The sequence below is a fragment of the Pseudarthrobacter sp. GA104 genome (genome assembly GCF_009741265.1).
GTDB lineage: Bacteria > Actinomycetota > Actinomycetes > Actinomycetales > Micrococcaceae > Arthrobacter.
The window spans coordinates 2,896,834-2,909,121 of sequence record NZ_WOWL01000001.1; the positions used below are offsets into that span (position 1 = coordinate 2,896,834).

Annotated in this window: 10 protein-coding genes; 8 read left to right on the forward strand and 2 right to left on the reverse strand. The window is 67.4% G+C overall.

The window, feature by feature from the left end:
- Positions 1–93: 93 nt before the first annotated feature.
- Positions 94–1,002, reverse strand: a complete 909-nt coding sequence (pucL, locus tag GK109_RS13220; protein WP_157241054.1) for a factor-independent urate hydroxylase — start codon at positions 1,000–1,002, stop codon at positions 94–96.
- A 352-nt stretch (positions 1,003–1,354) separates the two neighbouring features.
- Here pucL and GK109_RS13225 point away from each other — a divergent pair, with 352 nt between their 5' ends.
- Positions 1,355–1,540 (forward strand): hypothetical protein, encoded by a 186-nt coding sequence (locus GK109_RS13225; RefSeq protein WP_157241056.1) that lies wholly within the window; start codon positions 1,355–1,357, stop codon positions 1,538–1,540.
- Positions 1,541–1,555: 15 nt separating this feature from the next.
- On the opposite strand, the gene GK109_RS13230 is transcribed toward GK109_RS13225, so the two are convergent.
- On the reverse strand, positions 1,556–2,920 hold the full coding sequence (locus GK109_RS13230) for an 8-oxoguanine deaminase (protein ID WP_157241059.1): 1,365 nt from the start codon (positions 2,918–2,920) through the stop codon (positions 1,556–1,558).
- A gap of 406 nt (positions 2,921–3,326) precedes the next feature.
- Here GK109_RS13230 and GK109_RS13235 point away from each other — a divergent pair, with 406 nt between their 5' ends.
- From GK109_RS13235 to GK109_RS13265, 7 genes are all read left to right on the forward strand, one after another.
- The gene (locus GK109_RS13235; protein ID WP_157241061.1) at positions 3,327–3,821 is read left to right on the forward strand and encodes a nucleoside deaminase; all 495 of its coding nucleotides are present in this window, start codon (positions 3,327–3,329) and stop codon (positions 3,819–3,821) included.
- Between the two features lie 9 nt (positions 3,822–3,830).
- Positions 3,831–5,351: an NCS2 family permease gene (locus tag GK109_RS13240; RefSeq protein ID WP_157241063.1), complete on the forward strand. Its 1,521-nt coding sequence runs from the start codon at positions 3,831–3,833 to the stop codon at positions 5,349–5,351.
- A gap of 162 nt (positions 5,352–5,513) precedes the next feature.
- Positions 5,514–6,764: an XdhC family protein gene (locus GK109_RS13245; protein ID WP_157241065.1), complete on the forward strand. Its 1,251-nt coding sequence runs from the start codon at positions 5,514–5,516 to the stop codon at positions 6,762–6,764.
- A complete protein-coding gene (locus GK109_RS13250) occupies positions 6,755–7,705 on the forward strand; it encodes a xanthine dehydrogenase family protein subunit M (RefSeq protein WP_157241067.1) in 951 nt (316 codons plus the stop codon). The genes GK109_RS13245 and GK109_RS13250 overlap by 10 nt, the downstream gene beginning before the upstream one ends.
- 2 nt (positions 7,706–7,707) lie before the next feature.
- Entirely contained in the window at positions 7,708–10,539 is a 2,832-nt protein-coding gene (locus GK109_RS13255; RefSeq protein ID WP_157241069.1) for a molybdopterin cofactor-binding domain-containing protein, read from the forward strand.
- A gap of 64 nt (positions 10,540–10,603) precedes the next feature.
- Complete coding sequence (locus GK109_RS13260; protein ID WP_157241070.1) at positions 10,604–11,584, forward strand: aldo/keto reductase; 981 nt, start codon at positions 10,604–10,606, stop codon at positions 11,582–11,584.
- Between the two features lie 36 nt (positions 11,585–11,620).
- On the forward strand, positions 11,621–12,286 hold the full coding sequence (locus GK109_RS13265) for a uracil-DNA glycosylase (protein ID WP_157241072.1): 666 nt from the start codon (positions 11,621–11,623) through the stop codon (positions 12,284–12,286).
- The last annotated feature ends 2 nt before the right edge of the window (positions 12,287–12,288 follow it).

The window sequence follows — 12,288 nt, forward strand, 5'->3', positions numbered from 1 at the left end:
GGAGCTGCCGCCCAGGTCACGGGCGCTTAGAAGCGCCATGGGATGACCAATGGAAAGAAACCCCGGGCCCGGATGGGTTGACGGCGCTGCGGTTCAGCAGAACCCGGCGATGCCCGACCAGGCGATGTCCGCAGGGGTGGCGTCCTCGCGCTGGACCGTGGCCTCGATCAGGCCGTAGGGACGGTCGGCCGCGAAGAAGACCTCGTTGGGGTTGTCCAGGCCGAACGGCGAGAGGTCCACCAGGAAGTGGTGCTTGTTCGGCATGGAGAACTTGATCTCGTCGATCTCGCTGTGTGCTTCAAGCACTTTGGTGCCCATGTCGAAGAGTGTCTGCTGGAGGGCGTGGGAGTACTTTTCCGTGAAGCCTTCGAGCAGGAGGCCCTTGACGTCGTCGTAGCTCTTGTTGAAGTCCAGCGTGCTGAAATCGGTGCCGGTCTTGAAACGCCAGCGGGCAGAGACATCGGTCGCCAGGATGCGGTCGGTGGTCTCCTGCAGGGTGGTGTACTTGTCCTTCGGGTAGCCCACGAAGCCGGATTCGGTCGACTTGAGGACGGTCAGGTCCTTGAGCCCGGAAATCAGGTGCGTGGTGGCGCCATCGCGCACCACGACTGCAGTGCGGACTTCCTGGCCATTGCGCACGAAGGAATGGTCGTGTTCGGTGCCGTGGGCCTGGATCCGGTTCCAGCTGTAGGACTCGGCCTCCCAGCGGCCTCCGGCCACCCAGTCGAAACTGGAGGTGAAGTGCTCACCGAGGCGAAGCAGGAACGCTTCGGGGGAGCCGATGCCTTCACGGGCGAAGGCGTACACGGTGTTCTTCTGGGTGTCAGTGGGCACCACGCGGGCGTTGTCGCCTTCGAGGTGGGCGGCCGTGAAATCCCCCCGCAGCTGCGAGGTGACGTTGAGGTCTTCGATTTCGTGGCGGTCGGTATCGCGGGTGATCTTGACGACCCGGACCTCGGCCTTTCCGTACTGGTTGTCGCCGAGGATGATCTTGCTGCTCATGGTCTGTTCCCAACTTCCGGTAAGTGGAACCTAGGTTCCGTCACTGAAATTAAGCGCGCATTTCAAGCGCGTTTCCGGTGGTGCCGACCCAACAAAAAAGAGCCGGCATCCATTGATGCCAGCTCATTAACAACCCTGCCTGCTGCTCCCAGGTTACGTGACATGCGCCACGAATTAACATCCAGCGTACCCGCGGAAGCCGGTGGTGTACATCACAAGCCGAAAATTCATTTTGTGACCGGGCCACCTCCGGACCATTGACGAAGCTGCCGACGGCATCCTAAGCTATTCCACATAGCAAAAGTTGTTTTCCATTTTGTGGAACTACCCCAAGCCCTCGAAGGAGGATCAGATGTACCAGCAGGACAGCACGCCGGTCTCACCGGCACCCACGGCGGCACCCTCAGTCCAGGAGTTCTACCTCCCCCTCGGCGGCGGCACCGACCCGGACTTCTACCTCCCGCCTGACCGGGAGCACGTTCCCGGGCCTATCTCACGCTGGATCCATGCACTCCCAGGGTTCGGACGGCGCGCTTAGCGGGCCCGGGCCGGGCTACCCGTTCACCAGCCGGCGGGCAGCAGCGGAGTGCTCCGCAATAAGGCCGGCAATATCGAGGTCCGGGATCTGCCCGTCCACCACGCGCCACTGTCCGCCCACCATGACCCGGTCCGCCCGGTCTGCACCGCACAGCAGCAAGGCGGCCACTGGATCGTGGCTGCCGGAGAAGCGCAGGCTGTCCAGCCGGAAAAGTGCCAGGTCCGCCTGCATTCCCGGAGCCAGCTGGCCTAATCCGGTCCGGCCCAGGACGGCTGCCGAACCGCGCGTGGCCCAGCCGAGCGCGCGCTCCACCGGGACATGCGCCCCGTACCGCAGCCGCTGCAAATAAAGCGCCTGCCGCGCTTCCAGGATCATGTTGGAAGCATCGTTCGACGCCGAGCCGTCCACTCCCAGCCCCACGGGAACTCCCGCATCCTCCAGTTCCAGGACCCTCGCGGTCCCCGATGCCAGGCGCATGTTCGACGTGGGGCAGTGTGCGACGGCGGTGCCCGCGGCACCCAGCCTGGCGATCTCCCCGTCGCTGAAGTGGATGCCGTGCCCCAGCCAGGTGCGGTCCGTCAGCCAGCCGACGCTTTCCAGGTAGTCAACGGTCCGGAGTCCGAACGTTTCCCGGCAGAAGTCCTCCTCGTCCAGGGTCTCCGCCAGGTGGGTGTGCAGCCGGACATCCAGCCGTTCGGCGAGCGCGGAGCTTTCGGCCATGAGTTCTTTCGTGACCGAAAACGGCGAGCAGGGCGCCAGGGCAATCTGGATCACCGCGTCCTCGCCGCGCTCGTGGTATGAGCCAACCAGGCGCTCGCTGTCGGCCGGGACCACCTCCGCCGCCTGCACTGTCGCCTGCGGCGGCAGGCCGCCGTCGTCCGATCCCAAGGTCATGGACCCGCGCGTGAGGGTTGCGCGCATTCCCAGCCGGCGTACCGCGTCCACCTGGATATCGATGGCATCCTCAAGGCCCGCGGTGAAGAGGTAGTGGTGGTCGGCCGCCGTGGTGCAGCCGGAAAGCAGCAGCTCCGCCAACGCCGCCGTGGTGGCGAGCTCAAGGTCCCGCGGGGTGAGCCTGGCCCATACCGGGTACAGGTTCTGCAGCCAGGGAAAGAGGGGGGCGTTCGCAGCCGGGCCCCAGGCGCGCGTGAGGTTCTGGTAGAAGTGGTGGTGCGTGTTGACCAGGCCTGGAAGCAGTACGTGGTTCCGCGCGTCGAAGATTGCGGAGCACGGTTCGGCGGGCCCTTGCCCCGCCGTGAGAACCTCCTCGATCTTCCCGCCGCCTACCACCACTCCGCCTGAGGCGTCGAGCTGGTTGGCGGTAAACGCCGCTTGCGGGTTCCGGATCCAGAGGCGGGCGGGTGCGGTGGCTGGCGTCATGGCTGACCTTCCTGAGCGCGGTCGATATGCCAGCTCAGTGGCGCCCTGTCTGCTGATCCAGGCGGCCGCGCCCGCGAAGGCGGGCGGTGCCCGGCCGGGGCTCGGCTGGGACCTAGGCTAGAGGCGGCCGGGCGGTGCGTCAACGCCGGCGGATTGTGACCGGAGAACGTGAAACCTCCGAAACATGGATTTCACATTGCGAAATTAAATTTCCAGAAAACTATGGCGCGGACCACAATCCGGTGCTAATCTCGATTCTGCCAAAGGCGGGCACCCGGTCCCCGGGAAGCTATCTACCAGGCGCAACTTAACCTTCACAGCACATGCTGAAGCCTGGTAACCGTCGCACCTGGTTCTACTGGTCCTGCAAGCGGCATCAGGCTTCCCGGCAAAAGGAAGTCGCATCATGAGTACTACCGTCACGGCCGAACAGTTCCTGGCCAGATCCATCAGGTTGGCTACGGCCAACGTCCTGAACAGCGGGGGCCCCTTCGGAGCCATGATCGTCACGGCGGACGGCCGCACGTTCGACGGCGTCAACCGCGTCACCGCGGACAACGATCCCACCGCCCACGCCGAGGTCACCGCGATCCGCACGGCCTGCCGCGAACTGGGCACCTTCGACCTTAGCGGCGCCGCCCTTTACACCAGCTGCGAGCCATGCCCCATGTGCCTGGCCTCCGCGCTCTGGGCCCGGGTGGACCGGGTCATCTTCGCCGCCGACCGGCATGACGCCGCGTCCGTCGGCTTCGACGACGCCGTTTTCTACGAGTACTTCGACAACAAGGACCGGAACTCCCTGATGCCGGTCTCGAAGCTGGTGTTAGACGATCCGGAGGCCCCGGCCCCGCTGGAACCGTTCAACACCTGGAACGCACTCGAAACCAGGATCGACTACTAGGCGGCCGGGATGACCATCCTGGACAATTCCCACGAGGAGCATTCGGCTCCAAGCACCCGCATCCCACGTCCGGCGAACAGCACTCCCAAGCCCCCGGCGCCGGGCTCCTTCCTTGACCGGTTCTTCCAGATCACCCGGCGCGGCTCCACGCTTGCGCGGGAATTCCGCGGCGGCCTGGTCACCTTCTTCACCATGGCGTACATCGTCATCCTCAACCCGCTGATCCTGGGAGGATTCAGCGCGGACAACGCGCCTACCGACGTCGCCGGGGGCTGGCTGTCCGCAGCGCAGGTGGGCGCCGTCACCGGGCTCACCGCCGGCGTCATGACCATCCTCTTCGGGCTGGTCGCCAACCTGCCCTTCGGCCTAGCCGCCGGGCTGGGCATCAATTCGTTCCTGGCCGTTTCCGTCATCCAGGAAGTCACGTGGGCCGAGGCCATGGGCCTGGTGGTGATCAACGGCATCCTGATCGTCCTGTTCGGAATCACCGGTGCCCGCACCGCTATCTTCCGGGCCGTGCCCAAGGAACTGAAAGCCGCCATCACGGTGGGCATCGGCCTGTTCATCGCCTTCATCGGGTTCGTGGACTCCGGCTTTGTCAAGGCGTCGGCCGGCGGACCCCCCGTCCAGCTGGGCAACGGCGGCTCCATCACGTCGGTTCCCACCCTAGTGTTCATCATCGGCCTGCTGGCCATGGGCATCCTGGTGGCACGCAAGGTCCAGGGCGGGCTGCTGATCGGCATCGTGGGTACCACTTTCCTGGCCGCCGTCGTCGAGGCAGCCATGAAGATCGGCCCGGCCACCGAAACCAACCCCGGCGGGTGGCACCTGAACACCCCGGTCCTCTCCGGCCAGCTGGTCTCGGCACCGGATCTTGGCCTGGTGGGACACTTTGACCTGTTCGGCGCCTTCGGCCGGATCGGAGCCCTGGCCGCCACCATGCTGGTGTTCACCCTGGTGTTCACCAACTTTTTCGACGCCATGGGCACCATGACCGGCCTGGCCAAGAGCGCCGGCGTCGCGCACAAGGACGGAACGTTCCCGCGGCTGAAATCCGCCTTCATCGTGGAAGGCTTCGGCGCCGTGGCCGGCGGGGCAACCTCGGGCTCGTCCAACACGGTGTACATCGACTCCGCCGCCGGCATCGGTGAAGGCGCCCGCACAGGCCTGGCGTCCGTGGTGACCGGCGTCCTGTTCCTGGGCTCGATGTTCCTGACCCCGCTCACCAGCGTGGTTCCGCTCGAAGTGGCCGCCGCCGCACTGGTGGTGGTGGGCGCAATGATGATGGCGCAGATCCGCGAGATCAAGTTCAGCAAGTTCAGCGTGGCCCTGCCTGCCTTCCTCACCATTGTCACCATGCCGCTGAGCTACTCGATCGCCAATGGCATCGGCGTGGGCTTCATCAGCTGGGCCGTTATCGGGGCCGCGTCCGGCAAGGCCAGGAAGGTCCATCCGCTCATGTGGGTGGTCAGCGCAGGGTTCCTTGTGTACTTCGCCCGCGGACCCATCAACCTGCTGCTCGGCGCCTGAGCGCACCGGTTCCGGACATCCGCCCCCGCGACCCGGGGAGCGGATGTCCGGAACGGCAGCGCATTTTCCGACCCACACGCTTCCAGGACCACATGCTTTCCGAACCAGCCCGCAGCAACGACAATATGGACACCACCGCAGCGCGGAAGAAGGAGTGCCGCCATGCTTGACCTGATCCCGTCACTGGGCACCTGGGCGCCGGCCCTGGCCGGACAGCCCTTCGCAGTGGCCACCATCGTGCGCGCCAGCGGTTCCGTCCCCCGGCCCGTGGGCACCTCCATGCTGGTGTCCGCGGACGGCGCGGTCCTGGGCAGCCTCTCCGGAGGCTGCGTCGAAGGCGCCGTCGTGGCGGCAGCGCTGGAAGCAATGGACGACGGCGTCGCCCGGCTTGAGACCTTCGGCTTCAGCGCCGCCGATGCCTTCGCCGCCGGGCTCACCTGCGGCGGAGAGCTGGATGTGTACATCGAGCCGGCCAACCTGGACCGCACGTGTCCCCTGGGTGAGGCGGTGCGGCAGCTGGCTGCCTACGGACCGAACGAGCCGGTGGCTCTGGTCCGCAGGCTGGACGGCCGCGCTGGCGGCGGCAGCAGCGCCGTCGTTCTTCCTGATCCCGGCGCCATCGAGGCAGCCGGACACCGCGGACTGGCCACGCTGCTGGAAAGCCGCGACTGTACCGGCGGCAGCGAACCAACCTGGCGGGCCAGCGCCGCGCAGCTCGAGTCGATGCTCCGTGCCGGCACCACCGCTGTGCTGGATTTGGGCTCAGCAGGGCTGTGCACCAGTAACGCCGCCGTCCTGGTGGAAACCAGGCTCGCACCGCCGCGCCTGCTGGTCTTCGGTGCCAATGACTTCAGCGCAGCGCTGCTGCCGGCCGCCAAACCGCTCGGCTGCCGCGTGACCCTGGTGGACGCCCGCCCGGCTTTTGCCTCCCAGGCACGGTTCAGCTCGGCGGACGAGGTGGTCACCGCGTGGCCGCACCAGTACCTCGCAGCAGAGGCCGCCGCGGGCCGCGTGGATTCCCGGACCGTGATCTGCGTCCTCACCCACGACCCTAAGTTCGACATTCCGCTGCTCGAAACCGCACTTGGCCTCAGAGTGGCCTTCATCGGAGCACTCGGGTCCCGGCGCAGCCACGCCCAACGGGTCGATTCCCTCCTGGACCGGGGAGTGCGCCCGGAGCGGATCGCCCAGCTCCACTCACCGCTCGGCCTGGACATCGGAGCAGTGACCCCCGCCGAGGTGGCGGTCTCCGTCCTCGCCGAAATCATCGCCGCCCGCAATCCGGCGGCGTCACATCAGCCGTTGAGGGAGACCTCCGGCCCCATCCACCGGACCGCCGCGCCGTCAGCACCCGCACCAGCCAAGGCGCCGGCCCCTACAGACCTTTTGCAACAGGAGATCGCATGGACATGAACACCATCGAGGCGGTGGTCCCCACCACCGACCCCGCGGAATGGCGCGACGGCGACGCGTGGCTGGCCGGCGGCACCGTGCTGTTCTCCTACGGCAGCCTGGCGTTCGGGCCGCAGCCGTTGAAGCGGCTGCTCGACCTCGGCAGCGCAGGCTGGACCCCGGTGGCCATGAGTGACGCAGGAATCGAACTCGCCGCCACCTGCACCGTCGCCGAGCTGTATGGACTCCCCGGTTCAGCGGAGGCAGCAGGCCGTGCCTGGCCGGCCCTTGACCTGGTCCGCCCCTGCTGCGATTCCTTCGTGGCCTCCTTCAAGGTGTGGAACATGTCCACCGTGGGCGGCAACCTGTGCACGTCCCTGCCCGCCGGCCCCATGATCTCGCTCTGCGCCGCGCTGGACGGAACGGCCACCATCCTCGGCCCGGGCGGCACCAGCCGCACCGTTCCGGTGGCCGACTTCGTCACGGGCGACGCAAGGAACTGCCTGGCACCCGGCGAGCTCCTGCGCAGCGTCCGCCTTCCGGCGTCGGCCCTCGCCGCCCGGGTGGCGTTCCGCCGGCTCTCCCTGAGCAACCTCGGCAGGTCGGGGGTGCTGCTGATCGGGAGGCTCGACGGCGGCGCCTCCTTTGTCCTCACCGTCACCGCCGCCACCAAACGGCCCGTCCAGCTCCGCTTCGACGCCCTGCCGGAGACGGACGCGCTGGCGGGGGCACTCGACGAGGCGATCCCCGCCGGCCTTTACCACGACGACATCCACGGGCTGCCGGCCTGGCGCCGGGACATGACGTACCGCCTGGCCGAGGAGGTCCGCGCCGAGCTCGCCGCCCCGGAGGGAGCGCCCGGGCTCCGGGTTTCCGGCGACTTCTGGCCAGCCTCCGGCCATGGACATCATGCACAGGGAATTTACGCGCAGGGACTTCGCGCACGGCAGGAAGGGGCCTGAACATGGCCATCGAGATCAACGGAACGCCGGCCGGGACAGCACCGCGCCCCGGGCAGTGCCTGCGGACCTTCCTGCGGGAGCAGGGCAGCCTCGGCGTGAAGAAGGGCTGCGACGGCGGAGACTGCGGTGCGTGCACCGTGCACGTGGACGGCACCCCGGTGCACAGCTGCATCTACCCGGCCGTGAGGGCCGAGGGCCACGCCGTCACCACCATCGAGGGACTGGCGTCCACTGCCGGCGACGGTGCAGACCTCCACCCCGTCCAGCAGCAGTTCATGGAGCGCCAGGGTTTTCAGTGCGGGTTCTGCACGGCCGGCATGGTGATGACGGCCGCTGCGTTCGACGACGAACAGAAGGAGAACCTGCCACGGAACCTCAAGGGCAACCTCTGCCGCTGCACCGGATACCGGGCCATTTCCGACGCCGTCTGCGGACACGCCGGCCACCCCGATCCCAAGGGACAGGGCTCCGGAATTGCGGGGGAGGGGCAGCCGGATCCCGAGCCGGGACAGCTGGGTGACGACGTTCCGGCACCCGCCAGCCGCGCCGTGGTGACCGGCACCGCCCGCTACACGCTGGACGTTCCCGCGGACCAGTTGCAGGGACTGCTCCACCTCAAGCTCCTGCGCTCGCCGCACGCGCATGCCCGGGTGCGCTCCATCAACACTGGACAGGCGTTGAAGGTACCGGGCGTGATGGCCGTCTTCACGCACAAGGACGCACCGGAACAGCTGTTCTCCACTGCCCAGCACGAACTGTTCACCGATGACCCGGACGATACCCGCGTGTTGGATGACGTGCTGCGCTTCAGGGGCCAGCGGGTTGCCGCGGTGGTGGCCGAAACGGTGGCCGCCGCAGAGGCCGGGGTCCGCGCACTGGAGGTGGAGTACCAGGAACTCCCTGCAGTCTTCTCACCCCGGGATGCACTGCAGCCGGGTGCTCCCCTGGTGCACGGGGACAAGGATGGAACTGTGGCGCGCATTTCCCGGCCCGACCGCAATGTGGTGGCCGAGCTGCACTCCGAACTGGGGAGCGTGGCCGAGGGCTTCGCCGCCGCGGACTTCATCCATGAACAGACCTACCGCACCCAGCGGGTCCAGCACGTGGCACTGGAAACACATGCGGCCATCGCATCAGTGGACGGCGACGGGAGGCTGCAGGTCCGCACGTCCAGCCAGGTCCCGTTCCTGGTCCGGCGGACGTTGTGCCGGGTCTTTGGGCTCCCGGAGGAGCAGGTGCATGTGGTGGCCGGCCGCGTAGGCGGCGGGTTCGGCGGAAAACAGGAAGTCCTCACCGAGGACATCGTGGCCCTCGCAGCCCTGAAACTGGGCAGGCCGGTCCAGCTGGAACTGACCAGGACCGAGCAGTTCACGGCCACCACCACCCGTCATCCGTTCACCATCAAGCTCAAGGCCGGCACCAGCAATGACGGACGGCTCACCGCCCTGGAACTGGACGTCCTGACCAACACGGGCGCCTACGGCAACCACGGACCCGGCGTGATGTTCCACGGCTGCGGCGAATCCCTGAGCGTCTACAACTGCGCCAACAAAAAAGTGGACGCCCATGCGGTGTACACCAACACGGTCCCCGCCGGGGCGTTCCGCGGCTACGGGCTGAGCCAGATGATCTTCGCCATCGAGTCGGCCATGGACGAGCTCGCAGCCGGCATCGGCATGGACCCGTTCGAGTTCCGCCGCCGGAACATGGTGCGCGAAGGCGACCGGATGCTGTCCACCCAGCCGGAGCCCGACGAGGACGTCCATTACGGCAGCTACGGCCTGGACCAGTGCCTGAGCCTGGTCCGCGAAGCCCTGGCCCGGGGCCGGGAACGCTATCGCGCCGCCGGCCTGGACGAACTGGGCCCGGACTGGCTCACCGGCGAGGGCACGGCGCTCTCCATGATCGACACCGTGCCCCCGCGCGGCCACTTTGCCCACTCCCGCCTCCGGCTCCTGCCGGACGGGACGTACCAGGCCGACGTCGGAACCGCCGAGTTCGGCAATGGCACCACCACCGTCCACGCCCAGCTGGCCGCCACGGCGCTGTCCACGGAGGCCGCCAGGGTGGTGGTGCGGCAGTCCGATACCGACCTCGTTGAGCACGATACCGGGGCCTTCGGCTCGGCCGGAACCGTGGTGGCCGGCAAGGCAACGCTCGCCGCCGCGGAGGAACTCGCCGTCCGGATCCGCGCCTTCGCAGCCGGCATCCGCCAGACCCAGGCCTCGGCCTGCGTCCTCGCCGGAAGCTCGGTGGTCATTGACGGAACGTCCGTGCCGCTGGCCGAACTGGCACAGGCGGCCGCTGACGCCGGCGTCGAACTCGCGGCGGAGGGACGCTGGGGCGGGACGCCGCGTTCCGTGGCGTTCAACGTGCACGGCTTCCGAGTTGCGGTGAACCGCGGCACGGGAGAGCTGAAAATCCTGCAGAGCGTGCAGGCCGCGGACGCCGGCGTGGTGGTTAATCCGCGCCAGTGCCGCGGCCAGATCGAAGGCGGGATTGCCCAGGCCTTGGGTGCCGCGCTGTATGAGGAGGTGGTGGTTGACGACGCCGGCCGGGTCACCACGGACATCCTCCGGCAGTACCACATCCCCACCTTTGCCGACGTTCCCCGCAGTGAGGTGTACTTTGCCGACACGAACGACAAACTGGGGCCGCTGGGGGCAAAATCCATGAGCGAGAGCCCGTTCAACCCGGTTGCACCGGCGCTGGCCAACGCAATCCGCAACGCCACCGGGGTGCGCTTTACCTCATTGCCCATTGCGCGCGACAAAATCTACCTGGGCCTGAAGGAAGCGGGGCTGGTGCCCAACCTGCAGCGCTCGGCCATCTGAGGATCCGGCGTGGCGGGTGCCGTAAAATTCCGGTGGCTGCGCAGCCTCGGCCTATAGTCGAGGGATGGAACAGCGGATTTTAGGCAAGACCGGACGGAACGTCTCCATCGTCGGGCTGGGAACCTGGCAGCTTGGCGCTGACTGGGGCAACGTTGACCCGGCACAGGCGCAGGCCGTCCTGGCAGCCTCCGCGGAAGCAGGGGTGAACTTCTTCGACACCGCCGACGTCTACGGTGACGGCAAGAGCGAGCAGGCCATCGGAAAGTTCCTGGCTGACAATCCCGGCCTGGATATCACGGTGGCCACAAAGATGGGCCGCCGCGTGGACCAGCAGCCGGAGAACTACACCCTGGCCAACTTCCGCCAGTGGGTGGACCGGTCCCGTAAGAACCTGGGGACGGACACCCTGGACCTGGTTCAGCTGCACTGCCCGCCCACGCCCGTGTACAGCAACGCCGAGGTGTACGACGCGCTGGACACCCTGGTCTCCGAGGGCGCCATCCGCAACTACGGCGTCAGCGTGGAGCGCACGGATGAGGCGCTGGAAGCGATCCGGCACCCGGGCACCGCCTCCGTCCAGATCATCCTGAACGCCTTCCGGCTCAAGCCCCTCGACGAAGTCCTGCCCGCAGCGAAAGCTGCCAACGTCGGGATCATTGCCCGGGTGCCGCTGGCTTCGGGGCTGCTCTCGGGCAAATACACCAAGGAAACCACCTTCGCGGAGAACGATCACAGGAACTACAACCGCAACGGTGGCTCCTTCGACGTCGGCGAGACCTTCTCCGGCGTGGACTATGAGCTGGGGCTGAAGGCCGTGGCCGAGTTCGAGCAGCTTGTGCCTGCCGGTGCAACCACGGCCCAGGCAGCCATCGCCTGGATTGCCGCGCAGGACGGCGTCACCACCGTGATCCCCGGGGCGCGGAACGTGGACCAGGCAGCGGCGAACGCTGCCGCGGCTTCCGTGGCCGTCAGCGAAGAGTTCGACGCCGGGGTCCGCTGGATTTACGACCACTACTTCCGCGAAGCCATCCACCCGCGCTGGTAGCGTGCAGGACTCCTGGGGGTTCCGGGAACACTGCAGATGAAAGCGCCTTCCGCCGATGGCTTCGTGGAACGGCTCGCAGCCGTGCCCACGGTTCCGGGACTCAACAACTTCTTTGACCGCAGTGTCCCGGAGAACGCCGTACGCCGGCGCAACCTGGAGCTTTACCTGGAGGAGATGCGGGACCGCTCGCCGAAGGTGCTCCTGTTGGGCGAAGCCCCGGGCTTCAGGGGAATGCGGATCACCGGTGTCCCCTTCACCAACCGCACCATGTTCCAGGGGCCGGCCAACTCCTTCGGCCTGTTCGGGCCGGGCAAGGGCTACTCATTGCCGCCGGACGCGGCGGACGTTGCCGCCGAGCCCACCGCAACGGTGATGTGGGGAGTCCTGGCGGAGCTGCAGTTCCTTCCCCTGCTGTGGAGCGCGTGCCCTTGGCATACCCATGTTCCGGGGAAGCCGCAGTCCAACCGGACGCCAACGGCTGCCGAAGCCCGGCTGGGAACTCTGTTTTGGCAGGAGCTGGCGGAACTGTTCGCCATCCAAACCGTGGTGGCCGTGGGAAACGTCGCGCACCGAAGCCTGCTGGCCAGCGGAATGGATGCGCCCAAGGTCCGGCATCCGGCCCACGGCGGACGCTCGGGCTTCAAGCGCGGCCTGGAGGAGTTGCTCCTGGCCGGAAGCATCACCACCCAGCCCAGCACGTAGGG

Excerpts from the sequence above, each read along its gene's own strand:
- pucL (WP_157241054.1), bottom strand. The coding sequence starts at position 1,002 with ATGAGCAGCAAGATCATCCTCGGCGACAACCAGTACGGAAAGGCCGAG.
- GK109_RS13225 (WP_157241056.1), top strand. The coding sequence starts at position 1,355 with ATGTACCAGCAGGACAGCACGCCGGTCTCACCGGCACCCACGGCGGCA.
- GK109_RS13230 (WP_157241059.1), bottom strand. The coding sequence starts at position 2,920 with ATGACGCCAGCCACCGCACCCGCCCGCCTCTGGATCCGGAACCCGCAA.
- GK109_RS13235 (WP_157241061.1), top strand. The coding sequence starts at position 3,327 with ATGAGTACTACCGTCACGGCCGAACAGTTCCTGGCCAGATCCATCAGG.
- GK109_RS13240 (WP_157241063.1), top strand. The coding sequence starts at position 3,831 with ATGACCATCCTGGACAATTCCCACGAGGAGCATTCGGCTCCAAGCACC.
- GK109_RS13245 (WP_157241065.1), top strand. The coding sequence starts at position 5,514 with ATGCTTGACCTGATCCCGTCACTGGGCACCTGGGCGCCGGCCCTGGCC.
- GK109_RS13250 (WP_157241067.1), top strand. The coding sequence starts at position 6,755 with ATGGACATGAACACCATCGAGGCGGTGGTCCCCACCACCGACCCCGCG.
- GK109_RS13255 (WP_157241069.1), top strand. The coding sequence starts at position 7,708 with ATGGCCATCGAGATCAACGGAACGCCGGCCGGGACAGCACCGCGCCCC.
- GK109_RS13260 (WP_157241070.1), top strand. The coding sequence starts at position 10,604 with ATGGAACAGCGGATTTTAGGCAAGACCGGACGGAACGTCTCCATCGTC.
- GK109_RS13265 (WP_157241072.1), top strand. The coding sequence starts at position 11,621 with ATGAAAGCGCCTTCCGCCGATGGCTTCGTGGAACGGCTCGCAGCCGTG.